The following is an 18,679-nucleotide window of genomic DNA, read 5'->3' as shown; positions in this document are numbered from 1 at the left end:
CAGGGTGCGGTCGTCGGACGTGCCGGCCAGGTTCTGCACCAGCTCGTCCAGCCGCGAGGCGGCGTCGTAATCACACCTCCCGGTGGGACCGTAACACCGCCGAACCTAGCACCACCCCAAACATCCTGAAAATACATCTGGTTACGAAACCCTCATTCAAAAAAAATGCTATGAACAACCAATAAAAAAAACACCCCAGAAACGACTATAAATGAAGAACAGGCCACAACGACCATAATCCAAACATTTCTAAGCATAATTTCATACGCAGTAGTATCGTGTTCAATTTTATTAATTTTTCTAATTGCAATCATAGCACCAAAAAAAGATATTGATAAGACAAATATTATAATAGTAGTTACAATGATTTCATTTATGTACATATCAGCCCTCGTTGGTGCTGCAAGTGTATTCACTTGCCCTATCGGCAGGTTGATAAGACACAACCGTGCTAGCGTAATTGTAGGCTCGTGCGACCCCCGGGACCCTACTATCGAACAACCGTAGGAATCTATCAAACGCCTGCCCGGCAGTGGTGACAGCAAAAGCTCGCCAGACTCCCCCCCACCGACCCGTTGCATATGCAGCGGCCCCTTCCGCACCAACGTCTAGGCTAACAGACACCAAGCCGAACCCGCCGCTAGCCGCGATAAGCGTCCCGCCCGCCCCAGCGACTTCTGGCGCACCTGCACCCGTAGCCGGCGACACAACGACCAGACCAGTGCCGATCACCCCAAGAGCATCACTCGTATCTCCAGCAACCTCCGAGGCGGCACCCATCAAATTCGCAGCTCTAACCAGACCCTCTATACAGTCAGACGTCTCTTCCTCACTCCTCTCCCTAGTCATGCGGTCCAATATTTGATTTGGATTGATAAGCCAGCGCCCGCCCCCGCTCGGCGTGCCGTCGGTCGGATCAGGAACCCACACCCAATACCACATAGTACTCCGCGTACATGTTTCTACGCCGTCGGAGACAGAGCACACGCTTATGCGTCGATCTCTCTGAACCCACTCCAACCCCAACGGATCCACCAGGTTCACCGGATCCCCGCCCACATAGGCGTAGAGATTCATGCCCCCGCTCACCCCGATGGGATCCGTCTGCATGAACCGTCCAAGCTCCGGATTATACGCCCGGTTCTTGTAGTGGTAGAGGCCGGTTTCGGGGAGCCAGACCTGGCCGGTATAGCCGAAGCGGCCGGCATTGCCCGGTGCCGGGGCGCCGTATTCGTCATAGCTGTTGATCTGGATCGCCGCGCCCGACCAGTCGGTCACCGCGACGATAGAGCCCCGCTCATCCGCCAGCAGCCATTGCCGCGTCGACACCGAGGCGCCCGCATATTGCACCAGCGGCTCGTCCGCGCCGGGGCCATGGACCCCGGAACAGGTCCGGGGCAGGCGACGCGCGCCGTCAGCGTGCCGGAGCCGTTGTATTCCGCGATCAGGTCGAGACCGTCATACTGCATCTCGCGGAAGGTGATCCCCGTGCCCGAGGTCTCCTGCAGGCGCCCGGCCGGGTCGTAGGCCAGATCGATCGACGTCCCGACACCGCTCAGCCGGTTATAATGATCGTATTCATAGGTCTGGCCCTGGTGATCCCGGGTCATATTGCCCCGGCCGTCATATTGCGGCGCCGTCGACTGGCCCGTCACCGAGAGCATCTGGTTGAGACCGTTATAGCTCGCCGTCTCGTCGAAATTGACGAAGTCGGTCCAGGCATAACCGGTATTGCTGTCCGTCCGGCTGGTGATCTGACCGGCCGGGTTGTGACTGAAGCTCAGCGTGCGGTCGTCCGATCACGAGGCGAAGCGGCAGGCTAGCTAGATTCCAGCAACAGAGAGGCCACATTCCAAAAAATAAAAATTGAGTACAACAAAATGTAAGAAAACCCGAATACTAGAAAATTTACTCCAATTTTTTGAAAAATAAATCGGTATGAAAAAACAAAAATTAACACAGAATAAACAAACCACATAAATATTGAAAAAACAACATATAGATTCACAACACCATTTATATAAAATGGCACAGCTGTCAATGAAACCAAAAAAATCAGCCCTATAAATATAGCCCAGAAAACCGGCTTTTTACTGATCGCCGCCGCCATCGAAACAATCCGTTCTTCTGTTTATGGATACTGGTTGATTGTATGCCACCCCAAACCCCAACACAAGCTCGGAGTAATCGTCGCTCGTAAACGACGTATCGCCTCCACCAATTTCAGGAACAGCCCAACAAAAGAGGGTGCACACTCGAAAACCGACGCCGTGGTGATAGGTTCTCTCTAGCGCCGTTTGCGGGTGGCGAGCCTGTCCCCAGACAAAAAATGCACCCAACCCACCCCCCATTGAGGAGACGGTATCTTCGCCTGACGCACCCATAGATCCGCCAAAAAGCGCCGCTGAGCCAAGAACGAAATAACTTTCGTCTAACTCACCGTTGAACTCTTCGGCGAAGCGGTTGTCGTCAGCGTAGTCCTGGTCATTAATTTCATTTTGTGTGGGGCACGCCACTGTCGGGGCCTCGGGCTCCCTTCGATCGCCCGTCCGTCCGCCCTGCTCCGCGCCCTCATTGACAGAGCGCGGCCGTCCGCCACGGTCCGGATCGCCCCATAGGTTTCCACCCCGCCAACCCGTGCTTCCCCGGCTCCATCCGCCGCAGAACGTCCACCAATGTGTACAAATTGAAGCCAACCCCAACGGATCGGTCGCGTTCACCGGGTCCCCGCCTACATAGGCATAGAGATTCATCCCGCCATTCACCCCGATCGGATCCGTCTGCATGAACCGTCCCAGCTCGGGATTATACGCCCGGTTCTTGTAGTGGTAGAGGCCGGTTTCGGGGAGCCAGACCTGGCCGGTATAGCCGAAGCGGCCGGCATTGCCCGGCGCCGGAGCGCCGTATTCGTCATAGCTGTTGATCTGGATCGCCGCGCCCGACCAGTCGGTCACCGCAACAATCGATCCCCGCTCGTCCGCCAGCAGCCATTGCCGCGTCGACACCGAGGCGCCGGCATATTGCACCAGCGGCTCGTCCGCCCCGGGCCCGTGGACATACCGCGCCGTCAGCGTGCCGGAGCCATTGTATTCCGCGATCAGGTCGAGACCGTCATACTGCATCTCGCGGAAGGTGATCCCCGTGCCCGAGGTTTCCTGCAGGCGCCCGGCCGGGTCATAGGCCAGATCGATCGACGTCCCGACACCGCTCAGCCGGTTATAGTGATCGTATTGATAGGTCTGGCCCTGGTGATCCCGGGTCATATTGCCCCGGCCATCATATTGCGGCGCCGTCGACTGGCCCGTCACCGAGAGCATCTGGTTGAGACCGTTATAGCTCGCCGTCTCGTCGAAATTGACGAAGTCGGTCCAGGCATAACCGGTATTGCTGTCCGTCCGGCTGGTGATCTGGCCCGCCGGATTGTGACTGAAGCTCAGCGTGCGGTCGTCGGATGTGCCGGCCAGGTTCTGCACCAGCGCGTCCAGCCGCGAGGCGGCGTCGTAATCATAATCCGTCGTCACGCCGTTGCCGCGCGTCAGCAGGGTGCGCCGGCCATGCTGGTCATAGGTGAAGTCCGCCAGACGTTCGAGACCCGTCGTGTCGCCATTCTCGAAGATCGAGGCCAGCTGGCCGCCGCGCGTATAGGCATAGGTGACGTAATAACTGTCCGGCCAGGTCATGCGCGTGCGCTGGCCCGCCTCATTGTAGAGATAGCTGACCGTGCCGTTTGCCCCGTCATTCTGCGAGGCCAGCCAGCCGCGTCCGTTATAGGTGTTGGTGATCGTCTGCGACCCGTTCGAGACCGTCAGGATGCGGCCGTGATTGTCATAGGTATAGCTGGTATCCGCCGTGCCGGCCGGGGCATCGACATTGGTGATCCGGTTGAGATTGTCATAGGTGTAGATGAAATTCTGCCCGGTCCGGACACGCCGCTGGTAGATACGGCCAACGCTGTCATAGGTCAGCTGCTCGTAATCGCCGCTGTTGGACGTGCCCGCCCCCTGGGTCGAGGAGGGATAGCGCGTGTATTGCAGCCGGTCGAACGTATCGTAGTGATAGGTCATACGATTGTTCTCGCCATCGGTCAGGCTGGCGACCCGGCCATTGGCGGTATAGGTCCAGGCCGCCTCCACGGCGGCGGCGGAGGTGTTGTAGGCCGTCGTCACCTGGGTGCGGCGGCTGGACGTGTCGTAATCGGTGCGGGTGATCCGGTCGGGCCCGTAACTGCCGGCCGTCGCCGGCGTGCAGGCCGAGGAAGGCGGGCTGGCGAAGGTGGCCGGGTTCATCCGCTGGGCCACGCACTGGGTCCGCCCGGCATTGTCGTAGGAATACTGCACCAGCGCATGCGTGGTCGAACCGGTGATCAGGCGCGAGGCCGAGAGGCGGTGCGAGGTATTATAGGTGACGGTCTGGCGCTCGATCTCGGAGAAGCTCGTCCAGGCACTGGTATAGCCGGGCATGGTGCCGAACTGGACCTGGGTCACCTGGCCGCGCGTATTATAGGTGGTGCGCTGTGCGGAATGGGTCAGCGGACCGCCGGCGTCCGGGTCCGGCCCGATCTGGCCGGTCGGCCGGCGCAGCGCGTCATAGGCAAAGACGGTGCGATTATTCGTGCCGTGCAGGGGCGGGTCGAGCGAGACCAGATTGCCCACCGCATCGTATTGCATCGTGCTGGTCGCGCTGAGCGCGCCATTGCCGGCGGCCTCGGTCTGCGCGGTGAGGCGCAGATTATTGGCCACACCGGACGCGCCGTACACCATTGTGGTGTCGATGCGATAGGATGAGCTGGTGCAGCTGGGACCGGAACCCTGACGGCAGGTGGAAACCTGTGTCGGCAGATAGATCGGGCCGGGACCGGCGAGCACCGACCCGGTGCCTTTGTGATACCAGGCATAAAGCCCGGCATAGGTGACCCGGACCTGCGGCCGGGCGAGACCGCCCGCCGGGGCCGGCTGCGTCACCGTCAGCACGCCGCCATGCGTGCTGTCATAGGTGAAATCGGTCTGGTTGCCGGCGCCATCCTTGACCCAGCTCGGCTGGTTGCAGGTCAAGCGGTTGGTGCAGCTGGCGGGGTAGGATGCCGTCATCCGCGTGACGGTGGCCGACCCGCTCTTGGCGTGCTCGACCACCGAGGTCACATTGCCGCGGCTGTCATAGCCATAACTGACATAATTGCCTTCCGGCGCCGTGATCCGGGTGAGCTGGCGGCTGGAATTATAGGTGTATTCGGTGCGGTCTCCGGAGGGCAGTTCCACCGCTGTGATCTGCCCGGTCGACAGGCTGGATTCGACCTTGGTGTTGCCGGCCGCGCCGGGCGCATTCACCGTCGTCGTGCGTGTCCCGCCGCTGTCGGCATAGGTGTAGGACGTGCTCAGGCCATTGGCCGTGACCGACGAGACGCGGCCGGACGTATAGCTGTAGGTGATATCGTTGGCGGCGCTGCCGGGAAAGCGGATCCCGGTGACGCGGCCGGAGCCGTCGCGGACGAAACGTGTGACCCGGCTTTCACTGTCGGTGTAGAGCCAGTCATTGCCCGACAGACCGATGGAGAGCGAGGGCCAGTCCTGGGAAAAGGAACAGGTGGACGCGATCGGAGCGCAGTATTCTTCCGCCATGTTGAACAGGACGGCCTCGAGCGGGCGCGCCCAATACACGGTTTCGGCGGGGAAGATCGACCCGCCGTCCAGGGCGTAGCGGATGTGCAGCTGATAGCCGCGATTGGTCGTTACCGCCTGCAGGCGCGAATAGCCATGGTCCGGATCGATGCAGGGAAGGCCGCCGCAATAGGTTTTTTCGAACGCGACCGAATAGTGATAGGTCCACTCCTCCCCGTTCGGGAAGGCGATGGACCGCACGACGGCCCTGTCCGCACCGTAGAAGGCCTGATGCCCGATATCCTGGTGCTGATAGGTCACCACGGTGCCGTCCGCCGTGGTGTAGGTATAGGTCGTCCCGCTCTGCACCAGGGTCGAACCGGACGGTGTCTCCGGCGTATAGGTCGTCCCGGAGACGGTGAATGTCTCGGCCGAGCTGTGCAGGGTGACAATGACGGTCGAGCCGTTCGATGCGATCCCGCCCATCACGCTGTGGTGCCAGTCATTGCCGACATAGTTCTGGGAATAGCTCAGGCCGCCATTGGCCGGATCGCCGATACTGATCCCCGGCGAACTCACCACCGGCGTGCCCGATGGCAGGTTGACGCCATTGCCGTCGACCGCGGGGTAGACCAGCGGCAGGGCCGCACCGCCCTGCGCGAGGGACGGCGCTGCAAACGCTGAAATTGCAAGCAGACAGGCGGCAAGGCCGGCGGACAGCAGACGGACGAACGGCATGGATACACTCCGGAAATCGGATCCTGGAAGAGACGTCAGGCGGGCAGGAAAAAGCGCCGGTCAGGCGCCGGTCGTCTTCTTGCGCGTGCGGTTGTCCGCGTCGTCGTATTCGTATTCGCGCTTCACGCCGTGATTGGGCCCGCCGGAGTGCTGCACCTCGACCACACGCCCCTGGGCGTCATAGGTGTAGGTGACGGTTTCCTGGGCGGCGGCCGCGCCCAGCGGAAGGACCAGAGCGCCCAGCGCCCCGGTCAGGGCAGAGCCCAGCAAGAATTTTCGCATGATATGTCCCTCCGCTACGCGCCGGCCGGCGGGCCGGAACCGCCCCCGTCCTCACGCGACAGGGACTCGAAAATTTCGCGTTCAAGGCGAGTACGGCACAGCCGCGGGATACAATCAATGATTTTGTGAGCGGCAGACAAAATTAAAAGTTAACGCAAAAGCGCGAATTGAACCCAGGCCGTCCGGCCCCCTACCCCCGCAGCCGTCCCGCGATGCGCAGGGCGTTTTGCTCGATCAGGTCTGCGGCCTGTTCGGCATATCCGGCACTCCTGCCCGCAAGCGCCGCAACATGGTTCGTGGCTGCGACGCGGTGCGCCACGAGGGCGTCGACAATCTCCTGGACCCGCAGTCGGACATCGCCGGCGCGGTAGCCGCCGGCCTTGGCGATGGCGGTCCAGTGATCCGCGGTGATATCGGCGGGCTTTCGCTTCCTGCCGGCGATGTTCTGCGCAAAGTATTGCGCCACATCAGGCCAGGGCAGGACGCTGGAGACATCGTAGAGCGGCGCCAGCTGCGGATCGCCGCCGATGGGCAGGAGAACGGAGTAGTTCTTGGCGTGCGCGTCGGTATTGGCGACGAGAATATTGAAGATAAGCTGGTCGAGCAGGGCCAGCGCACCGGCCGGCGGCAGATGGCGCCCGGTGCCCAGGAGCTGCGGCAGGGACAGGCCGGGACGGGTGCCGCGCTCATACTTGCGCCCCGGCGGGATACCGTTGGCCTGGGCGAAGTCTTCCTGGTGGATCCGTTGCAGCCGCCCCGTACGGCCCACCCGGCGGTCGTAGCGCAGCACACAGATCGCCTTGCGGGTACCGGCGTGCAGGATGGACACTTCGGCCGCGGCGATCCCGGCTGCGCTTGCCAGATGCAGACAATAGGCCTCGTTCTCCACGATGCCGGGCAGGCGTGGATTGTCCGGCTTCACGATCACTGTCGAGGGCGCGCCGTTTCGCGGAACGGCGAGCCTGTCGCCGTCGCCCGGCAAGCGAAGCACCGGCTTGCCCGCGGCGTCCAGCACAGCAAGCGCCGACTTTCTCTGCCCGCCGGCGAGCGAGACACGCACACCCTCCTCGCCCGCCAGGAAGGGGCGCCGCTGCAGATCCTCGAAATGACGTTCGAGTGCGGCTTCAGGATCATCGACCTCGTAGAAATCGGTCAGCGGCGTCCAGCGCCAGTCCGCCGGCACGGACGGCGTCTCGAAGGAGAGCGCGCCTGCCGTGTCGCCGCCGATCTCGCGCAGCACGGCCAGCGTATCCGTCCGGTCCAGACCCAAAGATCGGGTCAGGACGAGAAGCTGGTCCTCTTCCGGCAGGAGGTTGGCCAGCCAGGGCGAAATCACCACTGACGGATGATGTTCCGCCTGAAGCGGCAAGGTCAGCGACAGGGGAAAGGCGCCGTCGGTCGCCAGCCACTTCTGCGAGTAGGCGAAACTCAGCGCGCCATCGTCCGCCACACCGATATCGCCGACCCGCAGCGTGTCGAACCAGACCGGAACCCGCTGGATCACGCATAGTCTCCGAGATCATAGCCCTCGTCTGCCGCGCGGCCGGGCGTCCCTTCGGATGGCGGCTCGACCAGATCGCCGGCCGGAATGCGCAAGGCTCCGGCGATCCGGTAGAGGCTGGTCACGCGCAGGTCGCGCTTGCCGGTTTCGATGAGGGACAGGGCAGGCGCACTTATGCCGCTGAGGCGCGCCAATTCGTGCAGGCTGAGCCCGCGCGCCTCACGGGTCTTGCGAATGCGTCCACCGAGCTGAACGAGAGATGTGTCGCGCTGATCGCTGATGAGGAACTCCATTTTATCGAATTCAATAAATCATGCCTTATTTCGACGCCGGGAACAAGAATTTTATTGAAAACGATAAAAAATGCGGATTTCCAGGCCCGTCGCGGATGGCTTTACCGAAAACGTAAAACCGGCCCCGCCCGCACCGGCGCACTTCCCCCTCTCCCGCACCGGTGCTAAGTCGCGCTCTTCCTCCGTATCAGCCTGACGAGCGAGCCATGACCGACGCCCTGCAATCCGCCATCGAGACCGCCTGGGACAATCGCGACAGCGTGTCTGCCGACACGAAGGGCGAGGTGCGCGAGGCGGTGGAAACGGCGATCGGCCTGCTCGATGCCGGCAAGGCCCGCGTCGCCGAACGCGCCGGCAATGGCGACTGGGTCGTGAACCAGTGGCTCAAGAAGGCCGTGCTGCTGGGCTTCCGGCTCAATCCGATGGGTCTGGTCGAGGGCGGCGTCGCCGGCTCGAAATGGTGGGACAAGGTGCCCTCCAAGTTCGAGGGCTGGGACGAGGCCGATTTCGCCGCTGCCGGCTTCCGCGCCGTGCCGCCCTGCGCCGTGCGCCGCGGTGCCTATATCGCACCGGGCACGGTGCTGATGCCCTCCTATGTGAATATCGGGGCGTATGTGGACGCGGGCACGATGGTCGACACCTGGTCGACGGTCGGCTCCTGCGCCCAGATCGGCAAGAACGTCCACATCTCCGGCGGTGTCGGGATCGGCGGCGTGCTGGAACCGCTGCAGGCGGGGCCGGTGATCATCGAGGACGATGTCTTCATCGGCGCACGCTCGGAAGTGGCCGAGGGCGTCATCGTGCGCACCGGCGCCGTGATCTCCATGGGCGTCTTCCTGGGCCAGTCGACCAGGATCGTCGACCGCGCTACCGGCGAGATCACCCGCGGCGAAGTCCCCGAATACGCCGTCGTCGTGCCCGGCACCCTGCCCGACCCCAAGGGCGGCCCCTCGCTCGCCTGCGCCGTCATCGTGAAACGCGTGGATGCGCAGACGCGGGCGAAGACCGCGATCAACGAGCTGTTGCGGTAGGGCTACCTCCCATCCTTCCCCTTGATGGGGAAGGGGGACCGCGCCGAAGGCGTGGTGGATGGGGTGAATCCCGGTGCCTGCGAGCTCGCCAACACCTCGCCCCCACCCCCTCCGAGCCGAGGCTCCGCCTCGGCCCACCTCCCCCATCAAGGGGGAGGATGGTGCAATTCCCCTACTTCCCCAGCCAGGCCTCCACGCCTTTCGCGGCGGCTATCCCCGTTGCGAAGCTGGCCTGCAGGAGGTAGCCGCCGGTCGGGGCATCCCAGTCCAGCATCTCGCCGGCGGCGAAAACGCCGGGCTTTGCCGTCAGCATGAAATCCTCACCCACCGCCGCGCGTGTTATACCGCCCACCGAGGAAATCGCGCGATCGAGACCGCGCTGGCCGGTGACACTCAGCGGCACGGCCTTGATCAGCGCCGCGAGCGCGGCCGGATCTGACGGCACGTCCGCCACCGCATCGCGCAGGAGGGAGATGGCGGCCGGCGCAAGGCCGGCCTTGCGCAGGCGGTTGGCAAGGGACTGGCCCTTTTTCGCCCGCGCCAGGATCGCCGCGAGGGCTTCGGCGGTCTGGTTGGGGCGCAGGTCGAGATGCAGCGTCACCGGTCCCTGCGCCAGCGCGTCGCGGATGGGTGCGGCGAGCGCATAGACCGCGCCGCCTTCCAGACCGTAGCGGGCGATCACCGCCTCGCCGGCGACGCGCTCCCCGCCCAGGGCGAGCGCGATCGTCTTCAGCGGCGTGCCGGCGAACCGCTCCTTCGTGATGTCACTGAATGTTACTTCCATGCCGCAGTTGGAGGGCATGAACGGGGCTGTTGTGATGCCCTCACGTGACAGAATGTCCACCCAATGTCCGTCCGATCCCAGCCTCGGCCAGCTCGCCCCGCCCAGCGCCAGAAGCGTCGCGTCGGCGCGGTGCGTGACCGCTCCGTCCGGCGTATCGAACACCAGCGCACCCTCTTCGTCCCAGCCAGTCCAGCAATGTCTCACATGCAGGGCAACACCCTGATCGTCCAGCCGTTTCCGCCAGGCTCTCAGCAAGGGCGACGCCTTCATCGCCTCGGGAAACACCCGGCCCGACGAGCCGGTAAACACCGCCTGGCCCAGCCCCTCGCACCAGGCCCGCAGCGCTGCCGGATCGTGCTTGAGAATAACCGGTCCCAGCCAGTCCGCCGCCGCGCGATACCGGCCCAGAAAGGCCGGCAGCGGTTCGGAATGGGTCAGGTTGAGACCGCCGCGCCCGGCCATCAGGAATTTGCGCCCCGGCGTCGGCATTTTCTCGAAGATATCCACGCCGAACCCCGCCGCGGACAGATACTCCGCAGCGATCAGCCCGGCCGGCCCGGCTCCGATAATGGCGATGGATCTGGAAGCGGTCATGGCAGGGTGGTAGCGCGAAGCGGGGGATGCCGCCAAGCAGACAAGGCGGTCGAGACAAGCGTCATCCTTCCCCTTGATGGGGAAGGTGGGCCGAGGCGAAGCCTCGGGCCGGATGGGGTGAACCCCGGTGGTGGCAAGCTGGCCAACACCTGGCTCCCACCCACTCCACCGCTGCTCCGCAGCGGTCCCCCTCGCCCATCAAGGGCGAGGATGGCGTTGCTCCACCATCGCGCGTACCCGTTCGACCGGCAGGGCGTGCACCACGGCGTCCGAGCCGGCAACCGGGTAGTCGATATCCTCGGCCATCAGGAGGGCGTTATAAATGGCTTCCTCGGTTGCCTCGATCGCAGCCTGGAAGAGGGGCGACATCTGGCCGTTGGGCAGGTCGGAGATCGTCGCAACGTCCGAGCGGCGCTCCGGCGTGCGGCGCACATCGGGATGGGTGGAGAAGGCAAGGGCATAATCGCCCGAGCCGTTGGTGATCGATGCTCCGGTGCGTGCCAAGCCGGCGAATGTGCGCCGGGCAAGACGTTCCAGATTGCGGTCGGAGAGGGGCGCATCGGTGGCAAGGACGATCATGATCGACCCGTCGGCGCGATCATCCGCAACGTGGTCGGAGAGATAGTACTGCCCCAGCGTCTCACCCACAGGCAGGCCGTCCATCTGCAGGATGCCGCCATAATTGGTCTGCACCAGCACGCCCAGCGTCCAGCCGCCCAGTGCTTCGGGCAGGCGGCGCGAGGACGTGCCGATCCCGCCCTTCCAGCCAAAGGTCACCGTGCCATTGCCGGCACCGACATTGCCTTCGGCGACGGGCCCGTCCGAAGCGCTCTCGATGGCCTCCACCGCATGTTCCGGTGTGACAATCCGGGCGCGGATATCGTTGAGCCGGCTGTCATTGGTCTCGCCGACCACCATGTTGAGCGAACGGATGCCCTCATGACCCGGCAGCGCCAGCGACCAGTCGAGTATCCCGTCCGCCGCCCGCGGCACGGCCAGCGTGTTGGTCAGTACGATCGGCGTCTCGATCTCGCCGAGCTCGCGGATCTGGGTCGCGCCCATCAGCTTGCCGTATCCGTTGCCGACAGCGAGGGCGGCCGGAACCTTGTCGGCATAAAGATCGCCGCCATGCGGCAGGATGGCCGTGACGCCGGTGCGGATCGCGGCCTCGGCGTCGGTCAGCGTCACCTGGCCGACGCGCACGCCCTCGACATCGGTGATCGCATTGAGCGGACCGGGCGTCAGCACGCCGGGCGCAATACCGATCTCGCGGGCCCGCACCTGGTCCGGCCCGCGCTCCTGGGCTGCGCCTGCTGCTGTCGTCACCACCATCGCCATTGCCAATCCTGCCAGCCTTGCCGCACCGATCATGACGGCGCCTCCCTGATCTGCTGCCCCGTTTATAACAGCCCCTGCGCTGACGTGCCGCTACCCGTTGCGGCTCGAATCTGATGGGATGTGCCGGTTCGAACAGGAAGGGGCGCGTCATGAGCGACGAAACCAAGACAGACCGTCCGGCGGTGGCCGACCCGGCAGCACCCTACGGTTCCGCCAACAATCCGTCGGAATTCGACGTGCTGAACAAGCTGGGCAAGGACGAGCCCTATTTCATCATCCGTGGCGGCGATCCGCTGTCCGACGCGCTGGTCGAGCTGCACGCCTATATCGGCGCCGGCCAGTCCGGTGCGGCGCACGACACGCTGGAACGCATCCTGGCCCTCACCTCGCAGCACCCGCCCCGCCCGGTCGGCTCGCCGAAATACCGCGAAACCTTCAAGATCTCGGTCTCGATGGAACGCTATCGCGAGACGCACGGGCGCTCGCACTAGCCCGCTGGCCACGCTCATGAGCGACACTGTCATGATCCGCCGGGCCGCCCCGGCGGACTTCGCGCTATTGGGCGAGATCATGTTCGACGCGGTCCACAATGCGCCCAGCCGTTACACGCCGCAGCAGCGCCAGGCCTGGGTGCCGGAACCGCGCCGCGGGGAGGACTGGAATACGCGCCTGGCCGGACAGGTGATCTTCATCGCCGAGCAGGACGGTCATGCCGCCGGCTTCATGTCGCTGGCACCGCCGGAGTATGTCGACTTCGCCTATATCCGCCCCGGCTTCCAGGGCTCGGGCCTGTTCCGCCGGCTCTACGCCGCGATCGAGGAAGTGGCGCTCGAGACGGGCCAGACCCGCCTCATCGTCCATGCCAGCCTGATGGCCCAGCCGGCCTTTTCGGCCATGGGATTCGCGATCACACAGCGCGAGACGGTCGAGGTCCGCGGCGAACAGCTCGACCGGTTCGCGATGGAGAAGCGGCTTTCAAGCTAGAAGCGTGATCCGTCCTTGCGGCGGAAACAGTCCGGGTCGGAATAGCGGCCCGGCTTCGCCTCCAGATCGATGTCGGGATAGAAGGCCGCATCTGCGTCCGAACGCCCGCCGGCGACCAGGAAGACGCAATCGGCGCCGGACCGGTTCTGCAGGCAGTGACCATTCTCGACCCCGGCCGGAAAGCCCGCGCAATCGCCGGCGCGCAGCACGGTCTCGCCCTCATCGGTGACCAGGACGGCCTCGCCCTCCATCATCATGACGAACTCGTCCTCATGCGTGTGCCAGTGGCGCTGCGACGACCAGGCCCCCGGCTCCAGGCGCACGAGATTGACGCCGAAGCCGGTCAGCCCGGCCGCCATGCCCAGTCGCCGCGCATGGCGGCCCTTCACGACGCCGGCATACTCGGCGGGATAGCCCGTACCCGTGGCCTCCCCGATATCCTCGACAGCAAATTTCACCATGATCTCCCTCTCCGGTCCGGCACCCGATCCAGGACATCCGATATAGGTGCCCTCGACGATATTGGCGACAGGGATACCGCCCCCATGCGCGCCCGTACGCCACCGCAAGCCGGTCAGCCTGACAATCCCTTGTGACCAATACTGGCGCGAATGAACGCCGGCGCCGGCCGGTCTCTCCCGCCCTGTTCAGGCCTCATCGGCGCAGCGGGCCCACCCATGATCAGCATGATCGGATTGTCCGGGCGCGACGCGCGCCGGCAGAGCCCCCTCTGGCGTGCGCTGTCGACTTCCCGACACGATGTCCCTCAGCCCCGGCCGTTTCCGGCTCCGGCGCCCCCGCACCGCCACCCGCATCAGCCGCCTTGCACCAGCCCCTACAGCGACTCCTGCACCGGCCTCCCTCCACCGCCCTGGCACCAGTCTCCGCGACGGCCTCTCGCTACGCCGGCCTCGTCGGACCGCCCTCTCCACCAGCCTTTCCGGCTCCGGCATCCTTGCGCCGCCAACTGCGCCGGACTTCCTGCATCAGCCGCCCTCCACTGCCCCGCTACCGGCCTGCGCGACGGTCTCTCTTTACACCGCCTCTCTTTACACCGCCCTGTGCGGACGACCTTTCCCTGCACCGGTCTGTGCGACGGCCTCCCTGCGCCGATCTCCTTGCGCCGATCTCCCTGCGCCGACCGCGTTGCATCCGCCCCTGATCCGGCCTTTCCCTGCACCGCCCCCTTCATTGCCCCCTTCTCCGCGATGCCCTCTGCTATGATCTCTCTCCGCGACGGTCTCCCTCTGCAACGCCCTGCGCGATCTCAGCACCGGCGGCCGGCACCGGCGGCCGGCACCGGCGGCCCGCAACGCCGCAGTGACACCTCAGACGAACCGCGCGCACCCTCTCATCGTGAGCGTTGCCACCCCCCTTTTAATTCTTATAACAAAATATAAGGCGACCTCCGGAGACAGATATGTCGGCACAAAACACCATCGAACTGGACCTGGAGTGCTACAAGGCACTGGAATCACACCGGCAATCGCTGGACGAAAGCGCACTGGACATCTTGCGCCGCATCCTTCTAAGCGCTGATAGCACTTATAAGGGAATTTCCGCAGGCCCTGTGGAGCGGCGTGCGCCTGCCGGAAACGAGGAAGGGAATATCGGCGGTGGCGCGCCGTATCGTACGAGCCCAACCTTGCCGCCGGCTCGCCTGAGCCCGACTTCGCCGCTCGACCGGACGGGCTCGACCTTGCCGCCGGATCGCATGAGTTCGGTATTGCCGCTCGACTGGCAGGATCCGAATGACGAGACGGAAAGACGAACCGGCAATTATCTCGTCCAGCTCGGGGAGAAAGCCTGTTTCGCCTCCAGCCAGAAAGCCGCCTACCGGCTGGGGCTGATCTGGCTGGAGAAAACCCGTCCGGGCCTGCTGGCCGCGCTCGCCCGTGCCGGCACGCGAAACCGCCGGATTGTCGCGCATTCCCCGGACGCGCTCTATCCGCGATCGCCGGCGCTGGCCAAACATGCTGAAAAGCTGATCGATGACTGGTATGTCGATGTGAACCTCTCGAAGGAACAAAAGCTTTCGCGTCTCAAGACCGCCTGCCGGCATGCCGGCCTGATGTTCGGCAAGGATCTTATTGTTGACCTCTGACACCGGCTTCGATCTCGCCAATCCAGTCCCGATCGCCCAGGCGCTGATCCGGCGGCCGTCGATCACCCCGGCCGATGCCGGTGCGCTGGACGTGCTGCAGGGCATGCTGGAGGCGATGGGATTTGACTGCCGGCGCTATCCTTTCGGCGAGGTCGACAATCTCTATGCCCGCCTCGGCACGGCCTCGCCCTGTTTCCTGTTTGCCGGACACACCGATGTCGTGCCGCCCGGCGACGAGGCCGGCTGGCAGCGCGCACCGTTTGCCGCCGAGGAAGCGGACGGGGTTCTGTGGGGACGCGGCGCGGCCGACATGAAGGGCGCGATCGCCGCCATGGTCGCCGCCGTGCGCCGCCATCTCGACGCGTCCGGCACGCCGGACGGCTCGATCGCCTTCCTGATCACGGGCGATGAGGAAGGTCCGGCGATCAATGGCACCAAGGCCGTGCTCAAGGCGCTGGAAGCGGAGGGCGAGACCTTCGACCACTGCCTGGTCGGCGAGCCCACCAATCCCAATGCGCTGGGCGACACGATCAAGTCGGGCCGGCGCGGATCGCTGAACTGCGAGATCACCGTCACCGGCCGCCAGGGGCATGTCGCCTATCCGGAACGGGCGGAGAACCCGATCCCGCCTTTGCTCGACCTGCTGGCGCGGCTGCGTGCGCGGACGCTGGACAGCGGCGTGCCGCACTTCCAGCCGTCCAATCTGGAAATCACCACGGTGGATGTCGGCAATCCGACCACCAATGTCATTCCCGCCACCGCCCGGGCGCGGTTCAATATCCGCTTCAACATCGCCCATACCGGCGCCGGTCTGACCCGCTGGATCGAGGACGAGGCGGCCGGTGTGAACCTGCATTTCGACGGGCAGGTGAAGACCGATATCCATGTCACCGGCGAAGCCTTCCTGACGCCGGCCGGCGCCTTTACCAGCCTGCTGCAGGATTGCGTGGAAGCGGAAACCGGGCGCCGGCCCGCCCTGACCACCGGCGGCGGAACCTCCGACGCCCGCTTCATCCAGGCCTATGCACCCGTCGCCGAGTTCGGCCTCGTCGGCGCGACCATGCACCAGGTCAATGAGCGCGTGCCCGTCAGCGATATCGAGAGCCTGACGCGCATCTATGCACGCATCCTGGATCGCTATTTCAGGGATACGCCGGAATGATGCGCCTGGTCGCGGAAGCCTGGGTCGCGCTGGGCGCGAGCTGGCGCATCTTCACCTTCCGGCCGGACTGGCAGTCCGGATTCGATGTGTCGATGGGCGGGTTCTGGCGCTCCTTCGCCGCGATTCTCTTCGCCGTGCCGATGATCTTGATGATCCATGTCGCCGGTCAGGCCGTCGGCCGCGAACTGAGCTGGACCGACGAATTCCTGATCCAGGGCCTGTCCTGGGTGCTGTTCCCGATTGCGGCCGCCGCAGCCGCCCACGTCACCGGTGCCCGCGCCGGCTTCGTGCGCTGGATCGTGGTGCACAACTGGGCGGTCCTGTGGCTGTATGCCTATCTCTTCGTGTTCTGGACCGTGTTCACCGCCGGGCTGCTGCCGGTCGAGCTGATGCGGATAGCGCTGTTCGTCTATCCCTATCTGCGCGTGCTCGTGCACTGGCGCATCGCCTATGTCTCGCTGGGCCTGCCGACCATCACCTCGGCCCTGGCCGCCGCCGTGCCGGTGCTGGCAATCGAGATTGCGGTCGCCGTCTACTTCGCCACCCTGATCGCGCCTCAGGCGTCCGGCGGGTAGTCCACGGCAACAAGGTAGAGCCCGTCCGGCGGCGCGACCGGGCCGCAGCGGCTGCGATCGGCGGCGTCCAGCGCCGCCTTGAAATCCTTCGCACTCCACTTGCCGGTGCCGACCTCGACCAGCGAGCCCACCATGGAGCGCACCTGGCGGTGCAGGAAGGAGCGGGCCGAACAGGTCAGCTGCACTTCCTCGCCATAGCGGGAAACCTGCACCGCATCGAGCGTCTTCACAGGGCTTTCCGCCTGGCACTGGGCATCGCGAAACGTCGTGAAATCATGCTGGCCCAGCAGCGCCTGGGCGGCGTGATGCATGGCCTCGGCATCGAGACGCCGCGGCACCCGCCAGACCTGGCCGCGATCGAGGGTGAGCGGCGGGCGGCGGTCGATCATGCGGTAGAGATAATGCCGGCTCGTGGCCGAAAAGCGGGCATGGAATTCATCGTCGACACGTTCCGCCTCGAGCACCGCCACCGGGTCGGGCTTGAGGTGATAGTTCAGCGCATCGCGCACCTTGCCGGCGGCCAGATCCTTGACGAGATCGAGATGCGCGACCTGCCCCAGCGCATGCACGCCGCTATCGGTCCGGCCGGCGCCATAGACCAGGACCGGCGCGCCATCCAGCCGCTCCGCCGCCCGTTCCAGCGAGGCCTGGACGGAGGGGGCATTGTCCTGGCGCTGCCAGCCGGCAAAGGGCGTCCCGTCATACTCGATGGTGATCTTGTAGCGCGGCATCAGGCGAGCACCGTGCCGGGCTCGACGCTGTTGCCCCGCAGGAAGTCGGTGGCATCCATGGCGCCCTTGCCCGCCCGCTGCAGGCGGACCAGACGCAGCGCGCCTTCACCGCAGGCGATCAGCAGATTGCCGTCGAGCACTTCGCCCGGCGCGCCCGAGCCTGTCTCGGCCTTCGCCATCAGCACCTTCACCCGCACGGCCTCCTTGCCGGTATCCAGCTCGAACCAGGCGCCCGGGAAGGGGGAGAGGCCGCGCACATGATTGGCCAGTTCATCCGCCGGGCGCGTCCAGTCGAGCCGCGCTTCCTCGGAGGTGATCTTCTTTGCATAGGTGACGCCCTCTTCCGACTGCGGCACCGCTTCCAGGCTGTCGCGCTCCAGCGCCGACAGGGCGCGCGGCCACATCAGCGCGCCCGTCTCCATCAGCTTGCCGTGCAGGCTGGCCGCGGTATCGGTGGGGGCGATGGCGACGGTTTCCGACAGCAGGATCGGACCGGTATCCAGACCCGCCTCCATCTGCTGGATCTGCACGCCGGTCGTCGCGTCGCCGGCCATGATGGCGCGCTGGATCGGCGCCGCCCCGCGCCAGCGCGGCAGCAGGGAGGCGTGCAGGTTGAGACAGCCCAGGCGCGGCGCGTCCAGCGCCGCCTGCGGCAGGATCTGGCCATAGGCCACCACGGCGGCGACATCGAGATCGAGCGAGGCAAATTCCTCGATCACCTGCGGGTCGCGGAAACTCTCCGGCGTCGAGACCGGGATGCCCAGCACCTCGGCGAGTTGATGGACCGGGGTCTTCTGCTCGGCCTGGCCGCGGCCGCGCCGACGCGGCGGCTGGGTATAGACCCGGGCGACCTCATGCCCGGCGGCAGCGATCTCGGCCAGCGAGCGGGCGGCGAAGTCGGGCGTTCCCATGAAGGCGAGGCGGAGCGTCATTGTCGATCAACATTCATCTGAGGTTGGGCTTGGGGT

18 protein-coding genes are annotated in these 18,679 nt (G+C 64.9%); 6 read left to right on the top strand and 12 right to left on the bottom strand.

Annotation, left to right across the window (positions count from 1 at the left end; all coding sequences use genetic code 11):
- Positions 1–152 precede the first annotated feature (152 nt).
- The 7 genes from PKE71_RS07830 to PKE71_RS07805 all read right to left on the bottom strand — a co-directional run bounded on the left by PKE71_RS07830 (position 153) and on the right by PKE71_RS07805 (position 8,408).
- Positions 153–416, bottom strand: a complete 264-nt coding sequence (locus PKE71_RS07830) for a hypothetical protein (RefSeq protein ID WP_271186398.1) — start codon at positions 414–416, stop codon at positions 153–155.
- The gene (locus tag PKE71_RS17635) at positions 385–1,278 is read right to left on the bottom strand and encodes an RHS repeat-associated core domain-containing protein (protein WP_373878798.1); all 894 of its coding nucleotides are present in this window, start codon (positions 1,276–1,278) and stop codon (positions 385–387) included. Before PKE71_RS17635 ends, PKE71_RS07830 begins: the two co-directional genes overlap by 32 nt.
- The gene (locus PKE71_RS07825) at positions 1,275–1,664 is read right to left on the bottom strand and encodes a hypothetical protein (RefSeq protein ID WP_271186397.1); all 390 of its coding nucleotides are present in this window, start codon (positions 1,662–1,664) and stop codon (positions 1,275–1,277) included. The genes PKE71_RS17635 and PKE71_RS07825 overlap by 4 nt, the downstream gene beginning before the upstream one ends.
- 426 nt (positions 1,665–2,090) lie before the next feature.
- Complete coding sequence (locus tag PKE71_RS07820) at positions 2,091–6,332, bottom strand: RHS repeat domain-containing protein (RefSeq protein WP_271186396.1); 4,242 nt, start codon at positions 6,330–6,332, stop codon at positions 2,091–2,093.
- Between the two features lie 60 nt (positions 6,333–6,392).
- On the bottom strand, positions 6,393–6,614 hold the full coding sequence (locus PKE71_RS07815) for a hypothetical protein (RefSeq protein WP_271186395.1): 222 nt from the start codon (positions 6,612–6,614) through the stop codon (positions 6,393–6,395).
- Between the two features lie 190 nt (positions 6,615–6,804).
- The gene (locus PKE71_RS07810) at positions 6,805–8,118 is read right to left on the bottom strand and encodes a HipA domain-containing protein (protein ID WP_271186394.1); all 1,314 of its coding nucleotides are present in this window, start codon (positions 8,116–8,118) and stop codon (positions 6,805–6,807) included.
- Positions 8,115–8,408, bottom strand: coding sequence for a helix-turn-helix domain-containing protein (locus PKE71_RS07805; RefSeq protein WP_271186393.1), 294 nt, complete (start codon positions 8,406–8,408; stop codon positions 8,115–8,117). The genes PKE71_RS07810 and PKE71_RS07805 overlap by 4 nt, the downstream gene beginning before the upstream one ends.
- 206 nt (positions 8,409–8,614) lie before the next feature.
- Here PKE71_RS07805 and dapD point away from each other — a divergent pair, with 206 nt between their 5' ends.
- Positions 8,615–9,439 carry a 2,3,4,5-tetrahydropyridine-2,6-dicarboxylate N-succinyltransferase gene (gene dapD, locus PKE71_RS07800; RefSeq protein WP_271186392.1) on the top strand — a complete coding sequence of 275 codons (825 nt, stop codon included), beginning with the start codon at positions 8,615–8,617 and terminating at the stop codon, positions 9,437–9,439.
- 172 nt (positions 9,440–9,611) lie between these two features.
- Here the strand turns inward: dapD and PKE71_RS07795 are convergent, their stop codons facing one another.
- Positions 9,612–10,817 carry a TIGR03862 family flavoprotein gene (locus tag PKE71_RS07795; RefSeq protein ID WP_271186391.1) on the bottom strand — a complete coding sequence of 402 codons (1,206 nt, stop codon included), beginning with the start codon at positions 10,815–10,817 and terminating at the stop codon, positions 9,612–9,614.
- Between the two features lie 198 nt (positions 10,818–11,015).
- The gene (locus tag PKE71_RS07790) at positions 11,016–12,188 is read right to left on the bottom strand and encodes a DmpA family aminopeptidase (protein ID WP_271186390.1); all 1,173 of its coding nucleotides are present in this window, start codon (positions 12,186–12,188) and stop codon (positions 11,016–11,018) included.
- A gap of 116 nt (positions 12,189–12,304) precedes the next feature.
- Here PKE71_RS07790 and PKE71_RS07785 point away from each other — a divergent pair, with 116 nt between their 5' ends.
- Both PKE71_RS07785 and PKE71_RS07780 read left to right on the top strand, forming a co-directional pair.
- A complete protein-coding gene (locus PKE71_RS07785; protein ID WP_271186389.1) occupies positions 12,305–12,646 on the top strand; it encodes an aspartate decarboxylase in 342 nt (113 codons plus the stop codon).
- Between the two features lie 16 nt (positions 12,647–12,662).
- Positions 12,663–13,139, top strand: a complete 477-nt coding sequence (locus PKE71_RS07780) for a GNAT family N-acetyltransferase (RefSeq protein WP_271186388.1) — start codon at positions 12,663–12,665, stop codon at positions 13,137–13,139.
- On the opposite strand, the gene PKE71_RS07775 is transcribed toward PKE71_RS07780, so the two are convergent.
- Positions 13,136–13,600 (bottom strand): cupin domain-containing protein, encoded by a 465-nt coding sequence (locus PKE71_RS07775; protein WP_271186387.1) that lies wholly within the window; start codon positions 13,598–13,600, stop codon positions 13,136–13,138. The genes PKE71_RS07780 and PKE71_RS07775 overlap by 4 nt on opposite strands.
- Before the next feature lie 959 nt (positions 13,601–14,559).
- Here PKE71_RS07775 and PKE71_RS07770 point away from each other — a divergent pair.
- Genes PKE71_RS07770 through PKE71_RS07760 form a run of 3 tightly spaced genes read left to right on the top strand, consistent with a single transcriptional unit; the run spans position 14,560 to position 16,980 of the window.
- Positions 14,560–15,243, top strand: coding sequence for a hypothetical protein (locus PKE71_RS07770; RefSeq protein WP_271186386.1), 684 nt, complete (start codon positions 14,560–14,562; stop codon positions 15,241–15,243).
- Entirely contained in the window at positions 15,233–16,405 is a 1,173-nt protein-coding gene (gene dapE, locus PKE71_RS07765) for a succinyl-diaminopimelate desuccinylase (RefSeq protein ID WP_271186385.1), read from the top strand. The genes PKE71_RS07770 and dapE overlap by 11 nt, the downstream gene beginning before the upstream one ends.
- Entirely contained in the window at positions 16,402–16,980 is a 579-nt protein-coding gene (locus PKE71_RS07760) for a hypothetical protein (protein WP_271186384.1), read from the top strand. The genes dapE and PKE71_RS07760 overlap by 4 nt, the downstream gene beginning before the upstream one ends.
- On the opposite strand, the gene truA is transcribed toward PKE71_RS07760, so the two are convergent.
- On the bottom strand, positions 16,962–17,711 hold the full coding sequence (gene truA / locus PKE71_RS07755; RefSeq protein ID WP_271186383.1) for a tRNA pseudouridine(38-40) synthase TruA: 750 nt from the start codon (positions 17,709–17,711) through the stop codon (positions 16,962–16,964). The two genes, PKE71_RS07760 and truA, sit on opposite strands and share 19 nt — an antisense overlap.
- Positions 17,711–18,643 (bottom strand): methionyl-tRNA formyltransferase, encoded by a 933-nt coding sequence (fmt, locus tag PKE71_RS07750; protein ID WP_271186382.1) that lies wholly within the window; start codon positions 18,641–18,643, stop codon positions 17,711–17,713. The genes truA and fmt overlap by 1 nt, the downstream gene beginning before the upstream one ends.
- Positions 18,644–18,679: the final 36 nt, after the last annotated feature.

The organism is Maricaulis virginensis (assembly GCF_027922185.1).
Taxonomy (GTDB): Bacteria; Pseudomonadota; Alphaproteobacteria; order Caulobacterales; family Maricaulaceae; genus Maricaulis; species Maricaulis virginensis.
Note: the sequence above shows the minus strand (reverse complement) of the source record. Positions and strands in the feature narration are given on the sequence as shown.

What these genes read in the sequence shown, in the direction of transcription:
- PKE71_RS07780 (WP_271186388.1), top strand. Translation starts at nt 12,663, where the DNA reads ATGAGCGACACTGTCATGATCCGCCGGGCCGCCCCGGCGGACTTCGCG.
- PKE71_RS07815 (WP_271186395.1), bottom strand. Translation starts at nt 6,614, where the DNA reads ATGCGAAAATTCTTGCTGGGCTCTGCCCTGACCGGGGCGCTGGGCGCT.
- PKE71_RS07820 (WP_271186396.1), bottom strand. Translation starts at nt 6,332, where the DNA reads ATGCCGTTCGTCCGTCTGCTGTCCGCCGGCCTTGCCGCCTGTCTGCTT.
- dapD (WP_271186392.1), top strand. Translation starts at nt 8,615, where the DNA reads ATGACCGACGCCCTGCAATCCGCCATCGAGACCGCCTGGGACAATCGC.
- PKE71_RS07805 (WP_271186393.1), bottom strand. Translation starts at nt 8,408, where the DNA reads ATGGAGTTCCTCATCAGCGATCAGCGCGACACATCTCTCGTTCAGCTC.
- PKE71_RS07775 (WP_271186387.1), bottom strand. Translation starts at nt 13,600, where the DNA reads ATGGTGAAATTTGCTGTCGAGGATATCGGGGAGGCCACGGGTACGGGC.
- PKE71_RS07785 (WP_271186389.1), top strand. Translation starts at nt 12,305, where the DNA reads ATGAGCGACGAAACCAAGACAGACCGTCCGGCGGTGGCCGACCCGGCA.
- PKE71_RS07760 (WP_271186384.1), top strand. Translation starts at nt 16,402, where the DNA reads ATGATGCGCCTGGTCGCGGAAGCCTGGGTCGCGCTGGGCGCGAGCTGG.
- PKE71_RS07790 (WP_271186390.1), bottom strand. Translation starts at nt 12,188, where the DNA reads ATGATCGGTGCGGCAAGGCTGGCAGGATTGGCAATGGCGATGGTGGTG.
- PKE71_RS07795 (WP_271186391.1), bottom strand. Translation starts at nt 10,817, where the DNA reads ATGACCGCTTCCAGATCCATCGCCATTATCGGAGCCGGGCCGGCCGGG.
- fmt (WP_271186382.1), bottom strand. Translation starts at nt 18,643, where the DNA reads ATGACGCTCCGCCTCGCCTTCATGGGAACGCCCGACTTCGCCGCCCGC.
- PKE71_RS07825 (WP_271186397.1), bottom strand. Translation starts at nt 1,664, where the DNA reads ATGCTCTCGGTGACGGGCCAGTCGACGGCGCCGCAATATGACGGCCGG.
- PKE71_RS07770 (WP_271186386.1), top strand. Translation starts at nt 14,560, where the DNA reads ATGTCGGCACAAAACACCATCGAACTGGACCTGGAGTGCTACAAGGCA.
- truA (WP_271186383.1), bottom strand. Translation starts at nt 17,711, where the DNA reads ATGCCGCGCTACAAGATCACCATCGAGTATGACGGGACGCCCTTTGCC.